Origin of the sequence: Parvibaculum sp. (assembly GCF_049671045.1) — a bacterium.
Taxonomy (GTDB): domain Bacteria; phylum Pseudomonadota; class Alphaproteobacteria; order Parvibaculales; family Parvibaculaceae; genus Parvibaculum.
On the sequence record NZ_JBATUH010000103.1, the window covers coordinates 24,244 to 48,094 of the forward strand.

24 protein-coding genes and 1 pseudogene are annotated in these 23,851 nt (G+C 64.5%); 12 read left to right on the forward strand and 13 right to left on the reverse strand.

Features of this window, described 5'->3' with window-relative positions; all coding sequences use genetic code 11:
- Window positions 1-114 precede the first annotated feature (114 nt).
- From rplI to rpsF, 3 genes are read right to left on the reverse strand one after another with little or no spacing between them, the layout of a single operon-like run.
- Window positions 115-702, reverse strand: coding sequence for a 50S ribosomal protein L9 (rplI, locus tag WBG82_RS11600; protein ID WP_424424683.1), 588 nt, complete (start codon window positions 700-702; stop codon window positions 115-117).
- A gap of 19 nt (window positions 703-721) precedes the next feature.
- Window positions 722-967 (reverse strand): 30S ribosomal protein S18, encoded by a 246-nt coding sequence (rpsR, locus tag WBG82_RS11605; protein ID WP_424424684.1) that lies wholly within the window; start codon window positions 965-967, stop codon window positions 722-724.
- Window positions 967-1,407 (reverse strand): 30S ribosomal protein S6, encoded by a 441-nt coding sequence (rpsF, locus tag WBG82_RS11610; protein WP_324299420.1) that lies wholly within the window; start codon window positions 1,405-1,407, stop codon window positions 967-969. The genes rpsR and rpsF overlap by 1 nt, the downstream gene beginning before the upstream one ends.
- Before the next feature lie 262 nt (window positions 1,408-1,669).
- Here rpsF and WBG82_RS11615 point away from each other — a divergent pair, with 262 nt between their 5' ends.
- The 8 genes from WBG82_RS11615 to gmk all read left to right on the forward strand — a co-directional run bounded on the left by WBG82_RS11615 (window position 1,670) and on the right by gmk (window position 8,941).
- On the forward strand, window positions 1,670-2,470 hold the full coding sequence (locus WBG82_RS11615) for a hypothetical protein (protein ID WP_424424685.1): 801 nt from the start codon (window positions 1,670-1,672) through the stop codon (window positions 2,468-2,470).
- A gap of 124 nt (window positions 2,471-2,594) precedes the next feature.
- Window positions 2,595-3,539 (forward strand): ACP S-malonyltransferase, encoded by a 945-nt coding sequence (fabD, locus tag WBG82_RS11620; RefSeq protein WP_424424686.1) that lies wholly within the window; start codon window positions 2,595-2,597, stop codon window positions 3,537-3,539.
- Between the two features lie 15 nt (window positions 3,540-3,554).
- Window positions 3,555-4,292 (forward strand): 3-oxoacyl-[acyl-carrier-protein] reductase, encoded by a 738-nt coding sequence (gene fabG / locus WBG82_RS11625; protein ID WP_424424687.1) that lies wholly within the window; start codon window positions 3,555-3,557, stop codon window positions 4,290-4,292.
- A 255-nt stretch (window positions 4,293-4,547) separates the two neighbouring features.
- Window positions 4,548-4,787 (forward strand): acyl carrier protein, encoded by a 240-nt coding sequence (locus WBG82_RS11630; RefSeq protein ID WP_324299426.1) that lies wholly within the window; start codon window positions 4,548-4,550, stop codon window positions 4,785-4,787.
- A 133-nt stretch (window positions 4,788-4,920) separates the two neighbouring features.
- Window positions 4,921-6,174 (forward strand): beta-ketoacyl-ACP synthase II, encoded by a 1,254-nt coding sequence (gene fabF / locus WBG82_RS11635; RefSeq protein ID WP_424424688.1) that lies wholly within the window; start codon window positions 4,921-4,923, stop codon window positions 6,172-6,174.
- Window positions 6,175-7,347 (forward strand): endolytic transglycosylase MltG, encoded by a 1,173-nt coding sequence (gene mltG / locus WBG82_RS11640; protein WP_424424689.1) that lies wholly within the window; start codon window positions 6,175-6,177, stop codon window positions 7,345-7,347.
- A 54-nt stretch (window positions 7,348-7,401) separates the two neighbouring features.
- Entirely contained in the window at window positions 7,402-8,289 is an 888-nt protein-coding gene (locus WBG82_RS11645; protein ID WP_424424690.1) for a YicC/YloC family endoribonuclease, read from the forward strand.
- Window positions 8,290-8,302: 13 nt separating this feature from the next.
- Window positions 8,303-8,941 carry a guanylate kinase gene (gene gmk / locus WBG82_RS11650; RefSeq protein WP_424424691.1) on the forward strand — a complete coding sequence of 213 codons (639 nt, stop codon included), beginning with the start codon at window positions 8,303-8,305 and terminating at the stop codon, window positions 8,939-8,941.
- A gap of 24 nt (window positions 8,942-8,965) precedes the next feature.
- Here the strand turns inward: gmk and WBG82_RS11655 are convergent, their stop codons facing one another.
- The 9 genes from WBG82_RS11655 to lptF all read right to left on the reverse strand — a co-directional run bounded on the left by WBG82_RS11655 (window position 8,966) and on the right by lptF (window position 19,505).
- Window positions 8,966-9,601, reverse strand: a complete 636-nt coding sequence (locus WBG82_RS11655; RefSeq protein ID WP_424424692.1) for a Spy/CpxP family protein refolding chaperone — start codon at window positions 9,599-9,601, stop codon at window positions 8,966-8,968.
- A gap of 75 nt (window positions 9,602-9,676) precedes the next feature.
- On the reverse strand, window positions 9,677-10,063 hold the full coding sequence (locus WBG82_RS11660) for a DUF302 domain-containing protein (RefSeq protein WP_424424693.1): 387 nt from the start codon (window positions 10,061-10,063) through the stop codon (window positions 9,677-9,679).
- Between the two features lie 150 nt (window positions 10,064-10,213).
- Entirely contained in the window at window positions 10,214-11,263 is a 1,050-nt protein-coding gene (locus WBG82_RS11665; protein ID WP_424424694.1) for an alcohol dehydrogenase, read from the reverse strand.
- A gap of 107 nt (window positions 11,264-11,370) precedes the next feature.
- On the reverse strand, window positions 11,371-12,213 hold the full coding sequence (gene rsmA, locus WBG82_RS11670; RefSeq protein WP_424424695.1) for a 16S rRNA (adenine(1518)-N(6)/adenine(1519)-N(6))-dimethyltransferase RsmA: 843 nt from the start codon (window positions 12,211-12,213) through the stop codon (window positions 11,371-11,373).
- Window positions 12,210-13,238, reverse strand: a complete 1,029-nt coding sequence (gene pdxA, locus WBG82_RS11675) for a 4-hydroxythreonine-4-phosphate dehydrogenase PdxA (protein WP_424424696.1) — start codon at window positions 13,236-13,238, stop codon at window positions 12,210-12,212. The genes rsmA and pdxA overlap by 4 nt, the downstream gene beginning before the upstream one ends.
- A gap of 47 nt (window positions 13,239-13,285) precedes the next feature.
- The gene (locus tag WBG82_RS11680; RefSeq protein WP_424424697.1) at window positions 13,286-14,662 is read right to left on the reverse strand and encodes a peptidylprolyl isomerase; all 1,377 of its coding nucleotides are present in this window, start codon (window positions 14,660-14,662) and stop codon (window positions 13,286-13,288) included.
- A 164-nt stretch (window positions 14,663-14,826) separates the two neighbouring features.
- Window positions 14,827-17,184 (reverse strand): LPS-assembly protein LptD, encoded by a 2,358-nt coding sequence (locus WBG82_RS11685; protein WP_424424698.1) that lies wholly within the window; start codon window positions 17,182-17,184, stop codon window positions 14,827-14,829.
- Window positions 17,185-17,236: 52 nt separating this feature from the next.
- The gene (gene lptG / locus WBG82_RS11690; protein ID WP_424424699.1) at window positions 17,237-18,331 is read right to left on the reverse strand and encodes an LPS export ABC transporter permease LptG; all 1,095 of its coding nucleotides are present in this window, start codon (window positions 18,329-18,331) and stop codon (window positions 17,237-17,239) included.
- Window positions 18,332-18,335: 4 nt separating this feature from the next.
- A complete protein-coding gene (gene lptF, locus WBG82_RS11695; RefSeq protein WP_424424700.1) occupies window positions 18,336-19,505 on the reverse strand; it encodes an LPS export ABC transporter permease LptF in 1,170 nt (389 codons plus the stop codon).
- A 282-nt stretch (window positions 19,506-19,787) separates the two neighbouring features.
- On the opposite strand from lptF, the gene WBG82_RS11700 reads away from it, so the two are divergent.
- From WBG82_RS11700 to WBG82_RS11715, 4 genes are all read left to right on the forward strand, one after another.
- Window positions 19,788-21,275, forward strand: a complete 1,488-nt coding sequence (locus tag WBG82_RS11700) for a leucyl aminopeptidase (RefSeq protein WP_424424701.1) — start codon at window positions 19,788-19,790, stop codon at window positions 21,273-21,275.
- A gap of 48 nt (window positions 21,276-21,323) precedes the next feature.
- On the forward strand, window positions 21,324-22,034 hold the full coding sequence (locus WBG82_RS11705; RefSeq protein WP_424424702.1) for an FkbM family methyltransferase: 711 nt from the start codon (window positions 21,324-21,326) through the stop codon (window positions 22,032-22,034).
- A 22-nt stretch (window positions 22,035-22,056) separates the two neighbouring features.
- Window positions 22,057-22,506 (forward strand): DNA polymerase III subunit chi, encoded by a 450-nt coding sequence (locus tag WBG82_RS11710; RefSeq protein WP_424424703.1) that lies wholly within the window; start codon window positions 22,057-22,059, stop codon window positions 22,504-22,506.
- A 134-nt stretch (window positions 22,507-22,640) separates the two neighbouring features.
- The gene (locus tag WBG82_RS11715; RefSeq protein WP_424424704.1) at window positions 22,641-23,555 is read left to right on the forward strand and encodes an MBL fold metallo-hydrolase; all 915 of its coding nucleotides are present in this window, start codon (window positions 22,641-22,643) and stop codon (window positions 23,553-23,555) included.
- 129 nt (window positions 23,556-23,684) lie between these two features.
- Here WBG82_RS11715 and WBG82_RS11720 read toward each other — a convergent pair.
- A pseudogene (locus tag WBG82_RS11720) lies at window positions 23,685-23,851 on the reverse strand (IS110 family transposase); the annotation flags it as partial.

Below are 23,851 nucleotides of genomic sequence, written 5' to 3' on the forward strand. Positions count from 1 at the left end.
CTAGTTCCAGTTTCGGATGATGCGCTGCCGGGTGCAATGATAGGGGAGGCAAAGAAAAACGCCGCCCCGGAGGGCGGCGTTTCGCAATTCTGATCGAGCGGATGCGGGAGCCTATCAGGCTTCCGTCTCGCCCTCGGCGGCTTCGCCTTCCTCGGCCGGAGCCAGTTCCTCAGCTTCGAAGAACTCCTCGGCCTCGGCCTCGAAGTCCTGATCGCGCTTGGTCAGGTCTTCGCCGGACGCCTGGCGCTGCGCCTCTTCCTCCGAACGGGCGACGTTGACCGTCACATTGGAGGAAACTTCCGGGTGCAGAACGATGCGCACTTCGCGAAGGCCGATCGACTTGATCGGATGATCGAGCGAGACCTGGTTGCGGTCCGTCGAGAAGCCGCCCGCGGTGAGCGCCAGCGCGATGTCGCGCGTGGTGACCGAACCGTAGAGCTGTCCCGATTCACCCGCCTGACGCAGGATGATGAAGGACTGGCCGTCGAGCCGGGCCTTGACCTGCTCGGCTTCGGCCTTGAGCTCGAGGTTGCGTGCCTCGAGCTGCGCGCGCTGCGACTCGAAGCGCGCGATGTTTTCCTTGGTGGCGCGGAGCGCCTTCTTGCGCGGCAGGAGGAAGTTACGGGCGAAGCCGTCCTTCACTCTCACCACATCGCCCATTTGGCCGAGCTTTTCCACCCGTTCCAGAAGTACGACCTGCATGTCTGTCTCCTTTCCCGGCTCAGCCGATGACGTAGGGCAGAAGCGCGAGGAAGCGCGCGCGCTTGATGGCGCGGGCGAGTTCACGCTGCTTCTTGGCGGAAACCGCCGTGATGCGGCTCGGAACGATCTTGCCGCGCTCCGAGACGTAGCGCTGCAGGAGCTTCACGTCCTTGTAATCGATCTTCGGGGCGTTGGCGCCGGAGAAGGGGCAGGTCTTGCGACGGCGGAAGAAGGGCCGGCGCGCGGGGGCTGCTGATGTGCTCATTATTCGTCACTCCCTTCCGAAGCAGCTTCGTCGCGGTCGCGCGAGAAGCGGGGGCGGTCGCCACGGGGGCGGTCGCCACGGTCGAATCGGTCGCCGCCACGGCGCTCGTCGCGGCCGCCACGGTTCTGCAGCATCGCCGACTGGCCGGTCTCATGCTCCTCGACGCGGATGGTGAGGATGCGGATGACGTCTTCGTTGATGCCCTGCTGACGCTCCATTTCGGCAACGGCTGCCGCCGGCGCGTCGATGTTCATGAGCGTATAGTGGCCCTTGCGGTTCTTCTTCACCTTGAAGGCGAGGTTCCGCAGGCCCCAATATTCGGTCTTGCTGACCGAACCGCCATTTTCCTTGATGATGTTCGAGAACTGTTCGACCAGTCCTTCGACCTGCTGCTGCGACACGTCCTGTCGCGCAATGAAAACATGCTCGTAAAGAGCCATTGAGCCTTTTCCCATTTGTATCCGGCCCCGGCGCAAAGCCCCCTTTGAGCCCTTGAAAAAGGCTCTAAAGGACCACCAAAAGAGCGGAGACACCGGAGCCCGGGATTTCTCCCTGCCGCGCCTTTGGGGCACGGTGCGCCGTTCAGCCTCCAACCAGGGCCTTCAGAAGCCGCGCAATATAAGGAAAACCACCGGAGAAGCAAGGTGGTACAAAAGGCGAACTTTTTGTGCTAGGAATTTCTAAATTTCGCTGGAGCGGGAAATGCCAGGCTACTGTTTTGTCATCCAGCCGTTTGACGGAGGGATGTTTGATCGTCGCTATGAGGAGGCCTTTGCCCCGGCAATTGTAGCTGCGGGCCTTGAGCCGTACCGTGTCGATCAAGATCCTAGTGCAAGCATTCCAATTGAGCAGATTGAGGCAAGAATTCCGGGTGCCGTTGCGTGTCTCGCAGACATTACTTTGGATAGTCCCAATGTGTGGTTTGAATTGGGGTATGCGCTATCGGCGGGAAAAGAAATTTGCTTAGTGTGCTCAACAGCGCGCTCGGGCAAGTATCCATTCGACGTTCAGCATCGCAATATTATTAAGTACCAGTCTGACTCTCCGAGCGATTTTGACGACCTTAAGAGCAAGATCTCTGATCGGCTAATGGCCATTCAGGATACGGCTAACAAATTAGCGGCAATCAAAACTAGGTCACCGCTGAAAGACGATGGTGGGTTGTCGCCCCACGAGATTATGGTTCTCGCCTCGATCATGGAAAGCCGAAGTGGGCCGGAGGAGGGCGTCTCTCATTGGACTGTGCAGCAAGCGCTAGATCGACAAGGATACAATAATTTAGGCTTGAATATTGGGATAGAAAGGCTTCTCAGAAAGGGCCTAATCACGAGTGCGAAGGAGGCAAATTTCGATAGCGACCCTTGCACGGTGTACTTCGTTGAAGACGCAGGTAGCACATGGTTGCTTGAGAACGTTGACATGCTCGATCTTCGTGCCACGCCAAAACGGCGTAGCAAGAAACCCGATTTTCCCAGCAATCTTGATGAAGAGATTCCCTTTTAGTTCATCGCAGGCACACTCGTGACAACCTGTGACTAACTTGACTCGACTCTGCCTGCCTGTATCTCTTTCCGCTTCCGGGCCGCGAAGGGCCCGTGCCAGTCAACAGGGTTCGCAGGGAGCGTCGATGAGCAGGGCTTTCATCTTTCCGGGGCAGGGATCGCAGGCGGTCGGCATGGGCCGCGAACTCTACGAGGCGTTCGCCACGGCGCGCGAAGTCTTCGAGGAGGTGAACGAGGCCCTCGGCCAGAACCTCACCCGGCTGATGTGGGAAGGCCCGCAGGAAGACCTCACCCTGACCGAGAACGCCCAGCCCGCCATCATGGCCGTGAGCCTCGCGGTCGTCCGCACGCTCGAGAAGGAAGGGGGCTTCCGCCTCGCCGACAAGGCGGCCTTCGTTGCCGGCCATTCGCTCGGCGAATATTCGGCGCTCGCGGCCGCCGGCGCCTTCAGCGTTGCCGATACGGCGCGCCTCCTGAAGCGTCGCGGCCAGGCCATGCAGCGCGCCGTGCCGGTCGGCGTCGGCGCCATGGCGGCGCTGCTCGGCCTCGACTATGACGCCGCCGCCGAGGTGGCGAAGGAAGCGGCGCAGGGCGAGGTCTGCGAGGCCGCGAACGACAATGGCGGCGGACAGGTCGTCGTCTCCGGCACCAGGGCTGCGGTGGAGCGCGCCATCGAGATCGCCAAGGGCAAGGGCGCGAAGCGCAGCATGCTTCTGCCGGTGAGCGCTCCCTTCCATTGCGCGCTGATGCAGCCCGCCGCCGACGAAATGGCCGACGCGCTCGCCGATGTCGAGATCCGCACGCCCTCCGTGCCGCTCGTCGCCAATGTCACCGCCTCGCGCGTTGCCGATCCGGCGACAATCCGAGACTTGCTGGTGAAGCAGGTGACGGGCATGGTGCGCTGGCGCGAAAGCGTGCTCTACATGGAAGAGCAGGGCGTCACGCATTATGTCGAGACGGGCGCGGGCAAGGCCCTTGCCGGCATGATCAAGCGCATCGCGCAGCAATCGCCTGAAATCGTTTCGGTGGGCACGCCCGCCGATATCGAAGCCATTCTGAAGACGATTTAAAAACGGGGAGCCAACATGTTCGACCTCACAGGAAAAACCGCGCTCGTCACGGGCGCGTCGGGCGGCATCGGCTCGGACATCGCCCGCGCGCTCCACGGGCAGGGCGCGACGGTCGCGCTCTCCGGCACGCGCAGGGAAGCGCTCGACGCGCTCGCCGCCGAGCTTGGCGGCCGCACGCATGTGGTGCCCTGCAACCTCTCGGACGCGGCCGCCGTCGATGCGCTGCCGAAGCAGGCTGAGGACGCGATGGGCGGCCTCGACATTCTCGTCAACAATGCGGGCCTCACCCGCGACAATCTCTTTATGCGGATGAAGGACGAGGAGTGGGACGAGGTCATCCGCGTCAACCTCACCGCCGCCTTCCGCCTGTCGCGCGCCAGCCTTCGCGGCATGATGAAGCGCCGCTTCGGCCGCATCATCGGAATCACTTCCGTCGTCGGCGTGATGGGCAATCCCGGCCAGGGCAACTATGCCGCCTCCAAGGCCGGCATGATCGGCATGACGAAGTCGCTCGCGCAGGAAGTGGCGAGCCGCAACATCACCGCGAATTGCGTCGCGCCGGGCTTCATCCGCAGCGCCATGACGGATGCGCTGACCGACGATCAGAAGAGCCGCATCATGGGAACGATTCCCGCCGGCCGGCTCGGCGAGGCGAGCGAGATCGCCGCCGCCGTGGTCTTTCTGGCCAGCAACGAGGCCGCCTATGTGACCGGCCAGACGATCCATGTTAACGGTGGTATGGTGATGATCTGATCCGTGAAGTTCGCGTCCAGAGCAGAAAATCAAATAAAATCAGTGGCCTGGTTAACCTTTTCAATGTAGCGCCTTTTCTGGTGCGGGAACGAAAAGTGTGTTACCTAGGCCCTCGATTTGGCTTGCGGTCCTGCCTTGAAATGGGCCAGAAGAAGGGCAGTCTTTCCGCCGAATTCGATCGCTAGTTTCCTCTGAGCCGATGGCATGGGGAGTGGGGCGTGAGGCCGGTCTAAAACAGGAATCTGAGGATTTAAAATGAGTGATATCGCGGAACGCTTGAAGAAGATCGTGGTCGAGCACCTCGGCGTCGACGCCGACAAGGTGACCGAGAACGCGAGCTTCATCGATGATCTCGGTGCGGACAGTCTCGACAACGTCGAACTCGTGATGGCGTTCGAGGAAGAATTCGGCGTCGAAATCCCGGACGATGCCGCCGAGAAGATCCTGACCGTCAAGGACGCAATCGAGTTCGTGAAGGCGAACGCGAAGGCCTGATCCGGACGCAAGGGAGCGCGGGCGACCGCGCTCCGCCGCGTGCGCGGGGCCGTCCGCGGCCCTAGCCTCGCGGCTCTGCTTCGGGTTTCAAGCAAGGCGCCTCTGATCGGATGGCGGGGGAGTAGGAAGAGACATGAGACGGGTTGTCGTCACCGGACTTGGCATGGTCTCGCCGCTCGGATGCGGCGTCGAAACTACATGGAAAAGGATTCTGAACGGAGAATCCGGCGCCGGAAGAATCGAGAAGTTCGAGACCGACGACCTCCCCTGCAAGATCGCTTGCGAAGTGCCGCGCACGGGCGAAGGCGCGTTCATCCAGGATGACTGGATGGATGCCAAGGAAGCCAAGCGCGTCGACGAATTCATTGTCTTTGCCGTGGCCGCGGCGACCCAGGCGCTGAACGATGCGGACTGGCATCCCTCGACCGAGGAAGAGCGCTGCCGCACCGGCACGCTGATCGGCTCCGGCATTGGCGGCCTGCAAGGCATCGCCGAAACGGCGCTCATCCTGAACGAGAAGGGCCCGCGCCGCGTGAGCCCCTTCTTCATCACGGGCCGCCTCATCAATCTCGCATCGGGCTATGTCTCGATCCAGCATGGGCTCAAGGGCCCGAACCATTCGGTCGTGACGGCCTGTTCGACGGGCGCGCATGCGATCGGCGATGCGGCGCGGCTCATCGCGCTCGACGACGCCGACGTCATGGTCGCGGGCGGCACCGAATCGGCGGTCAGCCGCATCGGCATTGCGGGCTTCGCCGCGTGCCGCGCGCTGTCCACGAGCTTCAACGACGAGCCCAAGCGCGCCTCGCGCCCCTATGACAGGGACCGCGACGGTTTCGTGATGGGCGAGGGCGCGGGCATTGTGGTGCTCGAGGAATATGAGCACGCCAAGGCGCGCGGCGCGAAGATTTACGCCGAAGTCGTGGGCTACGGCCTTTCGGGCGACGCCTACCACATCACCGCTCCGCCCGAGGACGGCAATGGCGGCTTCCGCTCGATGCAGGCGGCGCTCAAGCGCGCTGGCATCTCGGCTTCCGAGATCGACTATGTGAACGCGCATGGCACTTCGACCATGGCCGACACGATCGAGCTTGCGGCGGTCACGCGCCTTCTCGGCAACGCCGTCAGCAAGACCTCCATGTCGTCGACCAAGTCGTCGATCGGCCATCTGCTCGGCGCGGCCGGCGCGGTGGAGGCCATCTTCTGCATGCTGGCGATCCGCGACGGCATCGTTCCGCCGACGCTCAACCTCGAAAATCCCGAGGTCGAGACGGAGATGGATCTCGTGCCGCTGAAGGCGAAGCGGAAGGAAGTGAATTACGCCCTGTCGAACTCCTTCGGCTTCGGCGGCACGAACGCCTCGCTGGTGCTCAAGAAAGTCGATTAATTGACGAAGGAAGGCGAAACGCCTGCCGATGCTTCCGGCCCGCCGCCGGTTCGGCGAAGGCTGCTCGCGCGTGTCCTGCTGTTTCTTCTGGTCGTGCTGCCATCCGCTCTGGCCGTTCTCGCCGGCGGAGCCTTCCTATATGGCAAATGGCGCTTCGAGGCGCCTGGCCCCGCCGCCTCGCCGACGGTCGTGTGGCTCGCGCCGGGGCTCGGCCTCAATGCGATCAGCGAGCGCCTTGCGGACGCCCATGTGCTCGACGAACCGCTCGTCTTTCGCGCCGCCGTCCGTCTCAACCGGAGCGCGGGCAAGCTCAAGGCCGGCGAATATGAAATTCCGGCACATGCCAGCATGGCCGAAATCGTCCGTATCCTGAGGGATGGCAAATCGATCGTCCATCGCATTACCGTGCCCGAGGGGCTGACGAGCTGGCAGGTGATGGAGATCGTGAAGGCCGATCCGGTACTGACGGGCGACACGCCGCTCATTCCCGATGAGGGCTCGCTGCTGCCGGAGACTTATCACTTCACTCGCGGCACGACGCGCGCCCAGATCGTGCAGCGCATGCAGAAATCCGCCTCCGCGCTCCTCAACGAGCTGTGGCCGCACCGCGCGGAAGACCTGCCTTACAAGACGCAGAAGGAAGCGATCATCCTCGCCTCCATCGTCGAGAAGGAAACGGGGCTCGCCTCCGAGCGCCCGCGCGTGGCCGCCGTCTTCGTCAATCGCCTGCGCAAGTCAATGCGGCTGCAATCCGATCCGACGATCATTTACGGCGTGACGGACGGCAAGGGGTCGCTCGGGCGGCCGATCAGGCGGAGCGAGCTTGACCGCGTGACGCCCTACAACACCTATCAGGTGGACGGCCTGCCGCCGACGCCGATCAGCAATCCCGGCCGCGCTTCGATCGAGGCCGTGCTCAATCCGCCCGAGACGAAGGACCTTTATTTCGTCGCCGATGGCACGGGCGGTCACGCCTTTTCGACGTCGCTCGATGAGCACCAGCGCAATGTGAACCACTGGCGCCGCGTGGAAAAAGGCCTGGCGGGCCGATCCGCCGCGCCCGAGCCCGTGCCTGAATCCGAACGAAAAGCTCCGGGCAAGGCGGAAGCCGCGCCTGCCGCCGCCGCGCCGGTGCTGCCCATGCGGGCGCCTGCTAGGCGCGCGGGCGGCTAGCCGATCTTGCTATACTCCCGGCCGTAATCGCGTGATTCTTGGAAGGTTCCGCCGATGCCCCTGATCAGCATGACAGGATTTTCCCGCGCGGATGGCGAGCTGGGGCTCGCCCGCTGGCATTGGGAATTGCGAAGCGTCAACGGCAAGGGGCTCGACGTGCGCTTCCGCCTGCCGCCGGGCTTCGAGAGCATCGAGCCGCGGCTGCGCGAGGAACTGGGGCGGCATGCGCGGCGCGGCAATGTGCAGGCGTCGCTGACGCTCGACCGCGCGAAGACCGCAGCACCTCTCCGCATCAATCAGGACGCGCTCGCCGCCGTTCTGGGCGCCATCCGCAGTCTGCAGGGTTCGGTCGAGCTCGCGCCGCCGAGCGCGGAAGGCATTCTGGCGCTGAAAGGCGTGCTCGAAAGCGCTGAGGCCGAGGAGAACGAGGAGGAGCGCGCCGCCTTCGAGGCCGCGCTCGTTTCGTCCTTCGGCGTGGCGGCGGCCGCGCTTGCGAAGGCCCGTGCCGATGAGGGGAGCAAGCTCGAAACCGTCCTGCGTGAGCATGTCGACGAAATAGAGCGGCTGACGCGACAGGCGGCGGCCTCGCCGGTCGTGAGCGTCGATGCCATGCGCGCGCGCCTCAAGGCGCAGATCGCCGAACTTCTCGGAGCCTCGCCGTCGCTATCGGAGGAGCGGCTCGCGCAGGAAGCCGCGCTGCTCGCGACCAAGGCCGATGTGCGTGAGGAGATCGATCGCCTCATCGCCCATGTCGCGCAGGCCCGCGACCTTTTCGCGAGCGGCGAGCCGGCGGGCCGCAGGCTCGATTTCCTCACGCAGGAGTTCAACCGCGAGGCGAACACGCTTTGCTCGAAGGCCGCCGATGTGAGCCTCACTCGCATTGGCCTCGAACTCAAGGCGGTGATCGATCAGCTCCGCGAGCAGGTACAGAACGTCGAATGAAGAGAGAGAGCGCATGAGCGTGGTCAATGTCGGACGCCGGGGCCTGATGCTTGCCTTGTCCTCGCCCTCGGGCGCGGGCAAGACGACGCTTTCGCGGATGCTGCTGGAAAGCGACCCGATGATCACCATGTCGGTTTCCGCGACCACGCGGCCGCCGCGTCCGGGCGAGGTGCATGGCCGCGACTATTACTTCATCAGCGCCGAGGATTTCGGCGTGATGCGAAACCGCGGCGAGTTTCTGGAGAGCGCCAAGGTCTTCGGCAATTACTACGGGACGCCGAGCGCGCCGGTGCAGGAGGCGCTGGCGCGCGGGCACGACGTTCTTTTCGACATCGACTGGCAGGGCACGCAGCAGATCGACGAGATGGCGCATGAAGACCTCGTGAAGGTCTTCGTTCTTCCGCCTTCGGCGCAGGACCTCGAGCGGCGCTTGCGGACCCGCGCGCAGGATGCCGACGATGTCGTGGCCACGCGGATGGCCAAGGCGTCCGACGAGATCAGCCACTATCAGGAATACGAATACATCATCATCAACGACGACATTGACCGCGCGTTTCTGGAATTGCGCGCGATCCTTCAGGCCGAGCGCATCCGCCGCAGGCGGCTCACCGGCCTGTCGAATTTCGTCAAGCAGCTCCGCGACACGCTCTGACCGCGCCGCCGCCCGTGCGTCGGGCTAGAGGCAGCCCATGAAGGGCAGGAGGTCGTCGGCCCTCTGCTTCTGTTCCGCCGACAGAACCTTGTAGAGCCCTTCCGTCGCGGGCTTCAGCGCCTCGAGCGCGGCGAGCCTCGATTTCATCATGCGGATATGCAGGTCGAAGAAATTGACCGCCGAGCGATCGTTCGAGCGCAGGGCCTCGAACATCTGCTTGTGCATGCTGGCCATGACCTGCGCATTGGCGCGCTGCGCGTCGGCATAGGCGTTCCATGCCGCGCCTTGCGCATCCGTGATCTTGAGTTCCGCCTTGAGGAAGGCAAGCCGCCCCTCGACATAGCTGTCGATATCGGCGCCGTCGCTGCCGGCGCGATAGCCGTACATGCCGCAGCCGCCCATCATGCCGGGGCCCCAGCCGCGGCCGCCGCCATATCCGTAACCCATCATCCCGCGGCCCCAGCCGCCCATCATGCCCGGCCCCCAGCCGCCCATCATGCCCGGCCCCCAACCTTGCCCCCAACCGGGCCCGGGCCCTCGTCCCTGTCCCATCATTCCGGGCCGGTTGCCCTGCTGTTGTGGACTCGCTTCCTGCGCGATGGCGATCGGGATGCAAAAAAGCGCAAGCAGGGTGATGAGCGCGGCCAGCCGGAGTTTCATTGCGTCCTCCTCGCATGGGTGAGGCGGCCATCTTGCGGCGCGTGCGCCGGGCAGGTCATTGCGCGAGGTCAAAAATCAGGCGCTGTCCAGGGCGGCGCGGAGCAGGGCATCGACCCTCGTGGCGACCTGATCGAGCCTCGGATTGCCGACGGCGCTCATGGAGGCGAGGGGATTGATCGCCGCGATCTCGACCCAGCGCGGCCCGCTCTCGCGCACGATCACATTGCAGGGCAGCATGGTGCCGATCTTGTTTTCGATCTCGAGCGCCTTCGCCGCCATTTCGGGATTGCACGCGCCCAGGATCCGGTAGGCGGCGATGTCGAGACCGAGCTTCTTCTTCATCGTCGCGGCGACGTCGATATCGGTCAGGATGCCGAAGCCCTGCCTGGCGAGCGCGGCTGTGATGCGCGTGACCGCATCGTCGAACGAGGTCTCCAGCGTCCGGGCGTGGTAGTAGGTCATGGCGCGCGCCTCCCTGGAAGCCGTCGGCGGGCATCGGGAAGGCGGGCGCCCCTATGCGGGGGAAGCCGCTACCCCGTGCCGAAGATGAGCTTCAGCATGGAGAAGCGGCGCTCCGCCGCATTGAGCGAGATCAAGACGCGAGGATGAGCCTCAGGGCTTCAGCACGACGCGGCCGAGAACCTGGCCGTGCCGGAGATCGTCGAGCGTCTTCGAGGCCTGGCCGAGCGGGCGCTCCTGAACGGGGATCGGATCGATCTTGCCCGCCTTCACGAGCTCCATCATTTCGAGCGTGTCGCCGAGCGAGCCGACATAGGAGCCGCCGATCGTGATCGCGCGCATGGGGAACATCGGGATCGGCATGGAGAAGCCGCCGCCGAAAAGCCCGACCACCACGACATGGCCGCCCTTGCGTACCGCGCTGGTGGCGAATTTGAGCGACGCTTCGGAACCGACGAAATCGACGGCGGCGGGCACGCCGCCATTGGTGTCGGCGAGAAGCTTCTTCAGCGCGTCCTCGTCCTTCGGATTATAGACCTCATGCGCGCCCGAGCCGCGCGCCGCCTGAAGCTTCTGCTCGTCGACATCGGCGCCGAGCGGGGCCGCCTTGAACATCGCCTTCGCGAATTGCAGGCCCATCATGCCGACGCCGCCGAGGCCGACCACGAGCACGCGCTCTTCGGGGCTCACCTCGCCGAGCTTCTTCATCGCGCTATAGGCCGTGAGCCCGGAGCACATATAGGTGGCGGCGAGGCCCTGCGGCACGCCGGTGTAGTCGATGAGGTAGCGCGGATGGGGCACGAGCACATGGGTCGCATAGCCGCCGGCGACCTGGATGCCGAGATTGGCCGGCTTGTTGCAGAGATGCTCCTCGCCACGCCGACAGGTCGGGCACTCGCCGCAGCCGATCCACGGGAAGGCGACGCGGCGCTGGCCGACGGCCACGCCTTCCGCGTCCTCGCCGAAGGCAATCACTTCGCCTTCGATCTCATGGCCGAGCGTGAAGGGCAGCTTGCGGCCGCCGCGCACGTCGAGCTTGTTGCCGCCGCCGAGATCGAAATAGCCGTCATGGAGATGCACGTCCGAGTGGCAGACGCCGCAATGCGTGACCTTGAGCAGCACCTGCGTGCCCGTCGGCTGCGGCGTCTCGCCTTCGATTTCCTTGAGCGGCTGGCCGTAATCGACGATCGCTTGCGATTTCATGGAGTGTCTCCTGTACTGTGCATGAGGCCGTCTGCGCATTTCCGCAACGTCCGGTTGGCGCAATGTTGCACGCCGGGGCCGACGCGACAACTGCTACGGAGCGGCGTTCAGCCCGCTGCAGCGAAGGCTCTCGCCAGCGCGCAGAACTGCTCGACGCTGAGTTCCTCCGCGCGCTGCGTCGGGTCGATACCTGCCGCCTCGATCATCGCGGCGGGATTTGCCGTCAGCGATTTGAGGCTTGAGCGCAGCATCTTGCGCCGCTGGCCGAAGGCGGCGGCAACAACGCGCTCGAGCGCGCGCGGATCGGCGGGCGCGAGCACCTCTGCGCGCGGGATGAGTTCGACCACGGTCGATGTGACGGCGGGCGGGGGCGTAAAGGCGCTGCGGTTCACATCGAAGAGCATGCGGGGCCGCGTCCGCCATTGCGCCAGCACGGCAAGCCGCCCATAGGCCTTGCCGCCGGGCGGGGCGACGATCCGCTCTGCGACTTCCTTCTGGAACATGAGCGTCAGGCTCGCATACCAGGGCGGCCAGGGCTCGGTCTGGAGCCAGCGCACGAGGAGCGGCGTCGCGATGTTGTAGGGGAGGTTGGCGACGATGCGCGCCGGCCCCTTCACGAGCGCGGCCATGTCCGTCTCGAGCGCGTCGCCCTCGATGATGGTGAGGCGGCCGGGATAGGCGGCGGCGATTTCCTCCAGCGCCGGGAGGCAACGCCGGTCGCGCTCGATGGCGATGACGCGGGACGCGCCCTCGGCCAGAAGCGCGCGCGTGAGACCGCCCGGTCCCGGCCCGACCTCGACCACCTCATGGCCTTCGAGCGGGCCCGCAGCCCGCGCGATGCGCCCGGTCAGATTGAGATCGAGAAGGAAATTCTGTCCGAGCGCCTTCAGCGCGCCGAGCCCGTGCTTCGCGATGACTTCGCGCAAGGGAGGAAGCTCATCCCCGCTCATGCGGCCGCCCGGTGGCGCGCGATTTCCTGCGCGAGCCTGATGGCTTCGATAAGGCTTCCCGGATGGGCGATGCCCTTGCCCGCAATGTCGAGCGCCGTTCCGTGGTCGGGCGATGTGCGGACGACGGGAAGGCCGAGCGTCGTGTTGACGCCACGTTCGAAGTTGATCGTCTTGAGCGGGATCAGCGCCTGGTCGTGATACATGCAGAGCGCGGCGTCGTATCGCGCGCGCGCCGCGGCGTGGAACATGGTGTCTGGCGGCAGCGGCCCCGTCACCTCCGCGCCCTCGCGCCGGATCGCATCGAGCGCCGGTTCAATGATCTCGATTTCCTCCCGCCCGATATGTCCCTCTTCGCCCGCATGCGGATTGAGGCCCGCGACAGCGATGCAGGGGCGGGCGATGCCGAAGTCGCGGCGAAGCGCGCGGGCGAGGATGACGCCCTTTTCGGCGATCATGGAAGTTGTGAGCGTGGGCACGACGGCGCCGAGCGGAATATGCACGGTGACGGGCACGACGCGAAGTCCGGGGCAGGAAAGCATCATGACCGGCGTCGCGCCGCCCGTGCGCATGGCGAGATATTCCGTGTGCCCCGGCACGTCGAGCCCTGCTTCATAAAGCGCGCGCTTGTGAATGGGGTTGGTGACGAGCGCCGATGCCGCGCCCGACGACGCGAGATCGCAGGCGAGGTCGATCGCGCGCATGACGGCGGCCGCATTGGCGGGCGCGAGGCGGCCTGCCTCCACCGGCGCGCCGAGCGCGACGGGCAGCACGGGAAGGGCGCACTCGAACGCCGACAGGGCCTCGGCCGCGCTCGAAATTTCGGCGATCGGAATGTCTAGCTTGAGCCGCGCCGCGAGGTCGCGATAGAGCGATGGCGCGCCGACCGCGAGGAAGGCTGGCAGGGCTTCGGCCTTGCGCGCCGCCCATGCCTTGAGCGTCACCTCGGGGCCGATGCCCGCGGGCTCCCCCATGCTGAGCGCAATGGGGGCCAGCGGCGTCGAGCGTGGCTCTGCGGAGCTCTTCATGGCTTTGAGGTCCGGCCCGTCGCTTCGGAACCGGCTCCCGGATTTGTTCACCTGATGTCGATCACGGCATCGCGGCGCAGGTCGCGGAGGTGGCGGCGCGCCATCATCGACAATTGCTGCGAGAAGAGATTGTCCTCGATGTCGTCGCGCGTCGGCATGGCGGTCGCGTCGGCCTTGTAGTCGCAGACGGCGATCATCTCGAAACCCTGCGCGCTGCGGATCGGCGTCGTGACATGGCCGGGCTTCGCGCCGGCAAGCGCTTCGCGGATCCTCTGGTCGAGCTGGCCGAAGCTGATGGTGCGCGGCGCCTGCGCCACCGCGCCGACGATCGACTTGATCTGGTCAGGGATGCCTTCGCAGGACTTGAAGTCGCGCATGAACTTCTGGGCCTCCGCCACGCGCCGCTCCACGAGTGCGGCAGGCGCTTCAGGTGTCAGCGGCAACAGGATATGCGCGAGGGTCCACTGGTCCTGCATCGCATCGGGGCCGATGCCGGTCTGCTTGTTGCGGAGCTGCACGATGTAGAAGCCGTTCAGCGTCTGGATCGGATCGGAAACCGCCCCGATCTGCATCTGCTCGATGCTCGGCGCGACATCCTTGGGCAACTGGCTTGCATGCACCCAGCCGATGTCGCCGCCATTGGCCGCGCTCGGAGACTGGCTGAACTGGCGCGCGACGGCGGCGAAGGGCGCGCCCTGCCGGAGCTGTTCCACCAGGCGCTGCGCGCCGCCCGCCATTTCCTGCTCCTGCTGCGGGTTGTCGTAGGTCAGCAGGATTTCGGACACGAGATAGCGCGGCTGATCGGCCTCGGCCTTGAGCCTGTTGAGGACTTCGTCGATCTCGTCCTGCCCGATATTGATCAGCGGGCCGAATTGCTGCCCGATCACCTTGTTCCAGGCGATGCCCGCGAAGATCTGGCTGAGCAGGGCGTTCTTGGTGATGCCGTTCTCGCTGAGATATTCGTCGATCTCCTTCGGGGTCATGTTGGCCCGCGCGGCGATCTGGTTGTATTCCTTCTCGATGTCCTTCGGATCGACCTTGAGTTCGAGCCGCTGCGATTCCTGAATTTCCAGAACCTCGTCGATGAGGCCCCTGAGCACCTGGCCCCTGATGCGGTTCACCGTTTCGGGGTTGTCCGGGATGCCCGACGTCACCATCACGAGCTTCACGCGCTGATCGAGGTCGTAACGCGAAATGATGTGGTCGTTGACGATGGCGGCGATGCCCTGCGCGTCCTGCGCCGCCGAGCCTCCGTCCGGCGTCAGGGCCGCGATGCCTGCCGGGTTCTGCATCGGCATGCCTTCGCTGTCGGCCGCCTGAAGCGGGCTGGCCGCCGCGATCCCGAGCAGGCCGGCAAAGGCGACGATGGAGAAAAGCCGGGACAAATTCTTGGCGGCAGGCGTGAACGCGCACGCGAGCTTCATTGGCTTCATGACTCTTTCACAGGGGCCGGAACCCCTCCAGTTAGGCCCGGACGGCCCCGGCCTGAGGCGCACAGAATACTTCAATCGGGTCCCTAATCAACCAAGGACACTGGGCAAAAAATGCAACTTTTCAGCGGCTTGGCGCCATTCGATGAGGCGGGCGATCAGTATAGGCCATTCCCCCGGCGGCGATAACCGAACACCTCCTTGGCTGGATTGCCGAGAACCGAGGTGCTGGGATCGCCAAAGAGGGTGGGGCCGGGATTGACAATGCCCATCTGGCCCCGGCGGCTGCCCAGTCCGGCCTCCGATCCGAGGCCCGTCGTGCCGAGATTCTTGAAGGTGATCTGGATGAGGAAGGTGTTGGACTTCTGGATGTCCTGATAGCTGATGTTGGACTGATAGAAGCCGATGGCGAGGCCGAAGCAGTCGTCCTGATAACCGAGGCCGATCTCGTTCGAAATCGTCTGCGAATTGGCGAGGTCGCGCACCGAGCCGCCGAAGAGGCGCCAGTAATCGCTGAGCTTCAGCACCGTGCCGAGCGAGACTTCCTCGCGCGCGCCGGCGGCGGTCGTGAGCGCCTGGTCCGCGGCGAAATAGGCATAGCCGAACTGCGTCGTCAGCGGCCCCGTCCGCGCGAGAATGTCGAATTCGTTGCGGCTGAACTTGAAGTCGTTCTTGTTGATGCGGAAGCGATGGACGGCGAACAGATTGTCGTTGGGTGCAACGCGGATGGCGCCGACATAGTCCGAGCGCTGATCGCGCAATCCGCTCGCTGAGGTGAAGCTCGTATCCTCGTTCATGCGGAAGCTCTGGCCGAAGAGCACGCTCGCCTGGCCGCCGCCCGAGCCGAAGATTGAATAGCGCATGCCGACATTCGTGCGAGCGCCCGTTTCCCAGCGATCGAGGCCGGGAAAGCGATTCTCCGAAAAGAGGCTCGTGTCGTCGAATTCGACATTGAGCGAATCCATGTTCGGAATGCGTTCGCTATTTCCGATGCTGGGCGAGTAGATGACCTGCGCAATCGGCTCGATCACCTCCCTGAGCGAGCGGCCCGCGCGCACCAGCGGATAGCTCGCCTCGGCGCCGAAGGTGGGCAATCCTCGGACGATCGTTTCATTGTCGAAGTTGATGCCGGGCGCCGCCGGATTCGGCACCTTGTCGGTCCAGTAGGCATCGCCGCGAAGGCTGGCGAAGAGCCGGTAAACCTCGCCGCCTCTGGCGGTGAACGGCATGTCCCATTCGAAGGTGCCGGAGACCCGCCGCGAGCCGAGCCCGCCCGGCGTTCCGAGCAGCATGGCGTTGCTGGAGAAGTTGAGGCGCCCGGCCCCGAGCAGATCGCCGAAATAGTGGTTGAAATCCACCGTCGGCGCGACCCAGGGCGTATCGCTGTTGCTGGGGAGCAGCAGGTTCTGGAAGTAGTAGGCGTTGGCCGAGAAGCTGTTGCGCCCGTCCACCTGATTGAGGTGGAGGTTCGAGGTGAGATCGGTCGCGTTCGACAATCCGTATTTGCGCAGATAGGTGTTGTCGGTGACGAACTCGCTCTGGAAGCCCCAGCTCCAGTCCGGCGCGAGGCGGAACTCGCCATTGCCGAACAGGCTGCCGCGGAAAGGCTCGTCGCCTTGCGTGCCGGGTTTGCGTGTTTCGGGCCAGTTGGCGGTGCCGAAGAAGCGGTAGGAGCCTTCCGCGATCCGGTGGCGGAATTCGCCCTGATAGACGAGGCCTTCCTTCGTGGTGAAGCGCGGCGCGAGCGTCACATCCATGTTGGGCGCGATCGCCCAGAAATAGGGGATGGTGATCTGCTGCCCAAGCTCGGTCGAGCTTGCGAAGTCGGGCGCGAGGAAACCGGACTTGCGTTTGACCGTCGGATCGGGTTGCGAGAAGAAGGGCAGATAGAAGACCGGAACGCCGAAAAGCTCCATGAACGCATCTTCGAAGACGATGCGCTGTTCCGTCTTGTTGTGGACGACGCGAAACGCCTTGATCTGCCAGAGCGGGGTCGTCTGCCCCTTCTTCGTGCAGATTTCGCACGGGCTGTAGACGCCGCGATGGAGCGTGGTGATTTCGCCGCCCTTGCGTTCGGCATCCCGGCCCGCGAGGCGCGACTTGTCCGTCATCAGAACCGAGAGCGTCTGCGCGACGCCGTCCTTCAGTTCGTTCCGCAGCACGACATGGTCGGCAAAGGCGACATTGCCATCCGGGTCGAGCAGGGCGACATGCCCGTCGGCCGTCGAGACGCCGGTGGTCTCGTCATAGGTCACCTTGTCGGCGAGCAGGATGCGCCCGCCATAGGCGATTTCGACATGGCCGGTGGCGGTGACGACCTTGCGCTCGCGGTCATAGGTCAACTCATCCGCCTGCATCAGGACTTCGCCCGATTCGGGGTAGGTCTTTGCCGCCTCGGCACCGCCCGGCGCGGGGGGCGTGGCAGCCGCCGGGGCGGCCCCGGCCGGCAGCGCGGCAAGGAACGGGAACGCCGCCGCCGCGACAAACAGTGCAAACCGGCGGCCGGTCGACCCCATCCTCGATCCCCTCTTCAAGTTAGCCCCCAACGTCGATGGATCCGTCCGATATTTAACCGTCTTCGAGGTGAAAGAGAACCGTAAGACCCAAAAGAGCTGCCACGATAGCGGGAGCCCATGCGGCAAGGAAGGGCGGCATGACCCCTGTCGTGCCCAGGGCGAGGGACAGATCGCTCAGGAAGTAGAGCAGAAAACCGGCGAAAACGCCGCCGAGAACGAGCTGGACGAGGCCGCCGAGCCGCGACGCCCGCAGCGAAAAGATCGCCCCGACAAGCACCATGGTGCAGAGCAGAAACGGCGTCGACAGAACGTCATAGAGGTGGAGCCGGTAGCGCAGGGCGGAAAAGCCCGCATCCTCCGCCATCTCGATGAAATGCGGCAGGTCCCAGAACGATATGGTGTCGGGATCGGCGAAGCTTTCCTGAACCTGGGTGATCGTCAGCGTGGTCGGCTGACGGTAGCGGTCGAAATATCGGGGCTGGTCGTCGGCCATCGTCACCCAGGCGTCCTTGATGTCCCAATACCCGGCCTCCAGCGATGCGCCCTGCGCGTCGATGCGCCCGATGAAGCGGTCGCCCCGGCTGTAGAGGAGGATGATGACATCCTCCAGCCTGAGGCCGCGCTCGCTGATCCGCAACGCGTGGACGACCGACTGCCCGTTCGGATCGGCCTGGCGCAGCCAGAGCCCGTTCGACGAGACCGCGAGCAGGCTCGTCTGTCCGCGCAGGAATTTCGCCTCGAGCTGGCTGTAGCGCGCCGACATGGTGGAGGCGACCGGGTTGTAGACGGTGACGATGAAGATGCCGATGGCAAAGGCGACGCCCAGAGCGGGCGCCAGAAACTGCCAGGCCGAAATGCCTGCCGCCCGCGCCACCACCAGCTCCTGATTTCGCGTCAGCCGCAGGAAGGACGCCATGCCGCCGAAAAGCACCGCGAAGGGAAGCGTATCGGCGCCGATGGTCGGCAGTTCGAGCAGCGCCATCGAGGCCAGAACATCGAACGGGATGTTCGGATTGTTGGCCGCGCGCCGCATCAGCTCGACAAGGCTGATCATGTAGATGAGGCAGAGCACGATGCCGAAGGTGATGAGCACCGTCACCAGAAACTGGCGGGCGAAATAGCGCGACAGCGTCCATGAAAGGTTCATGCCGTCACCGCCTTGCGCTGCCGATGAAGGGCAGCCCCGCGAATCTGGACCGCAAATGCCGGAAGCTCCGATCGAACCGGAAGCCGGACAGAACCGCGATGCACGCTGCGCAGACGGCGATCGGCAGAAGATAGATGAGCACGATGGCGGCGGGCTGCGTCGCTGCCGTGTTGACGACGCCGAAGCCCGCGACCCGCGCGACGACCGCCACGAGCGCGGCAAGCCCTATCCGCAGCGTGTAACCTCGCCGGTTGAGCGGCGCGGGGAGCAGCGTCGCAAGCGCGATCAGCGCGAACATGAGTGGATAGATGCCGGCGACCAGCCGGTCATGGCCTTCGGCGCGCAGCCGTTTTTTCCGCGTCTGCCCGTAAATGTCGTTGCTGGCCGGGTTGAAGAGTTCGCCCAGATAGCGTTCGCGGACTTCCCAGGGCGACGCGCTTTCCGAGGCCGTGGAATATTGCGAGAGGTCGTATGTGTATTTGTCGAAATAGAGGAGTGTCAGCGGGCTTTCGGTCTTGTCGCCGCTTCTGACGACGCGCTCGATGTTACCGTTATACATGACGAGCCGCGGCCCCTCGGGCAGGCGAACGAGTTCGCCCGACTCGGCCATGTAGGTGACGGGCTGCTTGGGATCGCGCCCGTCATGAACGAGGATGCCCTTGATGCCGCCATCGGGCGTGCGCGCCCGCACATAGACGGTGAGCCCCGAAACGGGATTGGTGAACGCGCCTTCGCGGATGAGGGAGGAGGCCACATCGCCGCGAATTTCAAAGAGCTTGGTCCGCAGCGTCCGCATGCCGAGCGGCATGAGATAGAGATTGAGCACCATCACGATGACGATGGTGATGACGGTGAGAATGAGCACAGGCGTGGCCAGCGCCCAGCGGCTGACGCCCGCGGAGTACATCACCACGATCTCGCTATCGGTGATGAGCTTGTTGAGCGCATAGAGAAGCGCGCAGAAAAGGGCGATGGGCAGGACCGTATTCACCGCCGTCGGGAATGCGAGAAGGCTCAGCTCGAAGAAGACCGCCAGCGTCTGCCCCTGCGTGATCAGCAGGTCGAGCATCCTCAGCGCCTGGGTCAGCCAGATGACGCCCGACAGCACGAAGCTCGCAATCACGAACGGACCCGCACATTGCCAGAATACATATCGCGTCAGGGCTGTTGGCATCCGTTCCAGCTTTCAACTCGGGTCCAGGAGGATCGGGTCCGCGTTCGGCGTGATGAGATGGCTTTTACTCCCAAGGGTTTCCGGTAGGATAGCCGCTTGGCCGAGAGGAATGGTTATCCCATTTTGACCGACCGGAAAAGGCGGACGCGCGAAGGCCCGGCGGAGCGCATGCGATGCGCCTCGGCGGAGATGGGCGCGTCCGCGCCCGCTGATTCGGCTTGCCCCCTGCCGCCCCTGCGGCGCTGGCGGCATGCCTGCCCGAGAGATTGAAAGGTCCATCCGATGAATATTTCCTTTGCCGATGTATCGCTGGCGAAAGCCGGCGCCCTGGCGCTTGTGGTGACGGAAGGCAATGCGCTTTCCGGCGCGGCGGCCGATCTCGACCGCATGTCGGGCGGGGCGCTGAAGCGCGCCGTCAAGGCGGCCGACTTCACTGGCAAGGCGGGCAGCGTCCTCGAAATCGTCGCGCTCCACGGCGTGACGGCGAGCCGCGTCTATCTCATCGGCGTCGGCAAGGCGGCAGAGCTTTCCATCTCGGCGCTCGAAAATGCGGGCGGCGAGCTTGTGGGCCGCTTGCAGAAGGCGAAGGAGACAGCGGCGGCGGTCATCGCCGATGGCGCGCATTCCGCCAAGATCGACGCTGGCGAGGCGGCGGCCCGCATCGCCTTCGGCGCGAAGCTCAGGAGCTATCGCTTCGACAAGTACAAGACGAAGAAGAAGGACGATAACGGCGCCGTCAAATCGCTCGCCGTCATGACCAAGGCGTTTGCCGCCGCGCGCAAGTCCTATGGCACGCTCGGCAAGATCGCGGATGGCATCTTCCTCACTCGCGATCTCGTCAACGAGCCGGCGAACATTCTCTCGCCGGTGGAATTCGCCAAGCGCGCCCGCGCGCTCACCAAGCTCGGCGTCAAGGTCGAGGTGCTCGGCGAGGCGCAGATGAAGAAGCTCGGCATGGGCTCGCTGCTCGGCGTGGGGCAGGGCAGCGTGCGCGAGAGCCAGCTCGTCATCATGCGCTGGAACGGCGCCAAGGCGACAGAGAAGCCGGTGGCCTTCGTCGGCAAGGGCGTCTGTTTCGATACCGGCGGCATCTCGCTGAAGCCGCCGGCGGGCATGGAGGACATGAAGGGCGATATGGGCGGCGCGGCCTGCGTCACCGGCCTTCTCCATGCGCTCGCCGCGCGCAAGGCCAAGGTGAACGCCATCGGCGTCATCGGCGTGGTCGAGAACATGCCGGATGGCAATGCGCAGCGGCCGGGCGACATCGTGACTTCCATGTCGGGCCAGACCATCGAGGTCATCAACACCGATGCCGAAGGCCGCCTCGTGCTGGCCGACGCGCTCTGGTACACGCAGAACCGCTTCAAGCCGAAGTTCATGGTCGACCTTGCGACGCTGACCGGCGCCATCATGATTGCGCTCGGCAAGGAATATGCGGGTCTTTTCTCCAATGACGACAAGCTCTCGACGCAGCTTGCCGAGGTTGGCGAGGCGGAGGGCGAGAAGGTCTGGCGGATGCCGATGGGACCGGCCTTCGACAAGATGATCGATTCCAGATTTGCCGATATGAAGAACACGGGCGGCCGCGATGGCGGCTCGATCACGGCAGCGCAGTTCCTCCAGCGCTTCGTCAACAACACGCCCTGGGCGCATCTCGACATCGCCGGAACGGCCATGGCGTCGCCGCAGACAGCGACGAACCAGAGCTGGGGCTCGGGCTGGGGCGTCCGTCTCCTCAATCGTCTGGTTGCGGATTATTATGAGGGTTGACGAAGGATCGAGGGGCGCTTCGGCGCCCCTTGACCCGGTGGGGCACCAATGAAGTTGAAATCGGAAATCGCCTGGCGTCTCGGCTATGAGCTGGTCCGCATCAGGAAGGGGCACGGGCCCCGTGCGCTCGTATGGCAGATCATCAATGCGAGCGCGCCGACGGTCTGTTTCGATGTCGGCGCGAATGAAGGCCAGTGGGCCGGAGGCGTGCTGTCGGATGACGCCACACGCCGGATCGTGTCATTCGAGCCATTGTCGGAGGCGCACCGCGTCCTGTTGGAGAAAGCGCGAGGCTATCCGAACTGGGTGCTGGCGCCGCGCATGGCGATAGGCAACGAGGATACCGAGACGGTCATCAACATCTCGGGATTTTCGCAGTCTTCATCGCTTCGGCCGATGACGCATGTGCATTCGGATGCCGCGCCGGAAACCGCCTATGTCTCGACGGAGACGGTCGCCGTTCGCAGGCTCGACGGCGTCGCGGGCGAGTTTCTGCGTCCCGGCGACCGCATCTATCTCAAGATCGACACACAGGGCTTCGAGCGCGAGGTGCTCGAAGGCGCGACGGGCATCATGGAAAGCGTGGTTGCCTTGCAGGTGGAGCTTTCGTTCCGGGAACTTTACGCGGGCGAGACGCTGGCGGCCGAAATGATGGCGATGATCGGCAAGCTCGGCTTTCAGCTTTTCGGCTTCTGCAACGGACTCCGCGATCCGAAAACGAAGGCGCTTCTTCAGGCGGATGCGTTTTTCATTCGCTGAAACGGGGCCGTGACTGGACGACATGACCGAGGTGCTTTTCTACCATCTCCAGAACGCGACGCTCGAGCAGGTGCTGCCGCAATTGCTCGAGCGCTCGCTGGCGCGCCCCTGGCGATGCGTGGTGAAGGTCGGCAATCCGGAGCGGCTGGAAACGCTCGTCAACGAGCTTTGGACCTGGAGGGACGATGCCTTCCTCCCGCATGGCACGCGCGAGGACGGGCCCGCCGAACTCCAGCCGATCTTCCTGACCGTCGACGACGAGAACCCCAACGGCGCCCAGGTTCTGTTTCTCGTCGATGGCGCCGAGCCGGGCGACCTCTCGGGCTATGAGCGTTGCGTGCTGATGTTCGACGGCCGCGACGAGGCCGCGCTTGGCCGCGCGCGCGAGCAGTGGAAGCGCCTCAAGGCGGAAGGGCACGACGCGACCTACTGGCAGCAGAACGAACAGGGCCGGTGGGAGAAGAAGGCCTGATCCCCGGCCATAAGAATTCGTAGAGCGGATATAAGATATCGCCGATTGATCGCGGCATCGGCCCTCCAATATCGTTGCGGCACATCGTCAAGGCCCGGCAATCGCGCCGGGCCACGAACCGAGGGGGCTCAGCCATGTCCTGGAAACGTATCGCGCTCATCGTGCTTGCCGTGATCGCCATTGCAGGCGGCGGCGCCTATTACTGGTTCATCGTCGAGAGCCATGTGCCGGCGGATGCCGAATTCGCCATCGACATGACCGAGGTGCGCAGGCTGGCCGCATCTATGCCGGGGGACAAGGCGCTCGAAATCGACGCGGAAAAAGTCGCGGCCTTTTCCTTCCCGAAAACGGCGGTGGTCGCCGGAGACGGCTGGAGCCGCGTCGAGATACCGGTCTATTCCTATCGCCTCGTTTTTCCCGACGGCATCACCGCGATCATCGACACGGCGCTCGACAACAAGCTCGGCGGCTCGAACCTCGTCTCCTTCGACAAGGCGGCCTATGACCGGATGAGCGCCGCGCTCGACAAGGCGTCGCTCATTCTCATCACGCATGAGCATATGGATCACATCGGCGGGCTTACCGAGCATCCGGATGTGAAACGCATCCTGCCTTCGACAAAGCTGACGCAGGAGCAGGTCGATCACCCGGAACGCTCCGCTCCCGCCGCTTTTCCGGAAGGCGCTCTCGATGGCTACGAGCCGCTCGTCTATGGCAATTACATGGCCATCGCGCCGGGCGTCGTTCTCATCAAGTCGCCCGGCCATTCGCCCGGCAGCCAGATGATCTATGTGCAGAAATCGGATGGCACGGGGGTTCTTTTCGTCGGCGATGTCGCCTGGCAGTACCGCAATATCGAGCTCGTTCGCGAGCGCGCCCGGCTGATGACGCAGTTCTTTCTGAAAGAGGACCGCGGGGCGGTGTTCGGCCAGCTTCGCGAGCTTCATCGTCTGCATCAGGCGGAGCCGAAGCTGCGCATCGTGCCGGGACATGATGGCGAGGCTGTCGCCGCTCTCGTCGAGGCGGGCGTGATGAAGCCGGGGTTCTGATCGCGGTCCTTTGCTCCCTGCCTGCCGCTCTGGATCCCGGCATCCCGGCCTGCGCCGGGACAGGCAAGGCCGGGGTGACAGGAAGTAGGGAGTGACCAAGATGGACCCCGGGTCAAGCAACCGTGGACGTTATTGAGCGAAAGCGGGGTCTGAGCGAGCGATGGCATTAAGGATGGTGATGAGCTTTCGCACGGTGGCGATCATGGCGAGCTTGAAGGGTTTTCCACGCGTTCTGAGGTTTTGATAGAAGCCGCCGAGAACGGGATCCCTGACCTTGATGGCGCTGAGGACGGCCA

What these genes read in the sequence shown, in the direction of transcription:
- fabF (WP_424424688.1), top strand. Translation starts at nt 4,921, where the DNA reads ATGAGACGGGTTGTCGTCACCGGACTTGGCATGGTCTCGCCGCTCGGA.
- WBG82_RS11615 (WP_424424685.1), top strand. Translation starts at nt 1,670, where the DNA reads ATGCCAGGCTACTGTTTTGTCATCCAGCCGTTTGACGGAGGGATGTTT.
- WBG82_RS11700 (WP_424424701.1), top strand. Translation starts at nt 19,788, where the DNA reads ATGAATATTTCCTTTGCCGATGTATCGCTGGCGAAAGCCGGCGCCCTG.
- lptF (WP_424424700.1), bottom strand. Translation starts at nt 19,505, where the DNA reads ATGCCAACAGCCCTGACGCGATATGTATTCTGGCAATGTGCGGGTCCG.
- rpsF (WP_324299420.1), bottom strand. Translation starts at nt 1,407, where the DNA reads ATGGCTCTTTACGAGCATGTTTTCATTGCGCGACAGGACGTGTCGCAG.
- fabD (WP_424424686.1), top strand. Translation starts at nt 2,595, where the DNA reads ATGAGCAGGGCTTTCATCTTTCCGGGGCAGGGATCGCAGGCGGTCGGC.
- WBG82_RS11655 (WP_424424692.1), bottom strand. Translation starts at nt 9,601, where the DNA reads ATGAAACTCCGGCTGGCCGCGCTCATCACCCTGCTTGCGCTTTTTTGC.
- rpsR (WP_424424684.1), bottom strand. Translation starts at nt 967, where the DNA reads ATGAGCACATCAGCAGCCCCCGCGCGCCGGCCCTTCTTCCGCCGTCGC.
- WBG82_RS11705 (WP_424424702.1), top strand. Translation starts at nt 21,324, where the DNA reads ATGAAGTTGAAATCGGAAATCGCCTGGCGTCTCGGCTATGAGCTGGTC.
- lptG (WP_424424699.1), bottom strand. Translation starts at nt 18,331, where the DNA reads ATGAACCTTTCATGGACGCTGTCGCGCTATTTCGCCCGCCAGTTTCTG.
- WBG82_RS11715 (WP_424424704.1), top strand. Translation starts at nt 22,641, where the DNA reads ATGTCCTGGAAACGTATCGCGCTCATCGTGCTTGCCGTGATCGCCATT.
- WBG82_RS11680 (WP_424424697.1), bottom strand. Translation starts at nt 14,662, where the DNA reads ATGAAGCTCGCGTGCGCGTTCACGCCTGCCGCCAAGAATTTGTCCCGG.
- WBG82_RS11665 (WP_424424694.1), bottom strand. Translation starts at nt 11,263, where the DNA reads ATGAAATCGCAAGCGATCGTCGATTACGGCCAGCCGCTCAAGGAAATC.
- WBG82_RS11710 (WP_424424703.1), top strand. Translation starts at nt 22,057, where the DNA reads ATGACCGAGGTGCTTTTCTACCATCTCCAGAACGCGACGCTCGAGCAG.
- rsmA (WP_424424695.1), bottom strand. Translation starts at nt 12,213, where the DNA reads ATGAGCGGGGATGAGCTTCCTCCCTTGCGCGAAGTCATCGCGAAGCAC.
- WBG82_RS11630 (WP_324299426.1), top strand. Translation starts at nt 4,548, where the DNA reads ATGAGTGATATCGCGGAACGCTTGAAGAAGATCGTGGTCGAGCACCTC.
- gmk (WP_424424691.1), top strand. Translation starts at nt 8,303, where the DNA reads ATGAGCGTGGTCAATGTCGGACGCCGGGGCCTGATGCTTGCCTTGTCC.
- WBG82_RS11660 (WP_424424693.1), bottom strand. Translation starts at nt 10,063, where the DNA reads ATGACCTACTACCACGCCCGGACGCTGGAGACCTCGTTCGACGATGCG.
- fabG (WP_424424687.1), top strand. Translation starts at nt 3,555, where the DNA reads ATGTTCGACCTCACAGGAAAAACCGCGCTCGTCACGGGCGCGTCGGGC.
- rplI (WP_424424683.1), bottom strand. Translation starts at nt 702, where the DNA reads ATGCAGGTCGTACTTCTGGAACGGGTGGAAAAGCTCGGCCAAATGGGC.
- WBG82_RS11685 (WP_424424698.1), bottom strand. Translation starts at nt 17,184, where the DNA reads ATGGGGTCGACCGGCCGCCGGTTTGCACTGTTTGTCGCGGCGGCGGCG.
- pdxA (WP_424424696.1), bottom strand. Translation starts at nt 13,238, where the DNA reads ATGAAGAGCTCCGCAGAGCCACGCTCGACGCCGCTGGCCCCCATTGCG.
- WBG82_RS11645 (WP_424424690.1), top strand. Translation starts at nt 7,402, where the DNA reads ATGCCCCTGATCAGCATGACAGGATTTTCCCGCGCGGATGGCGAGCTG.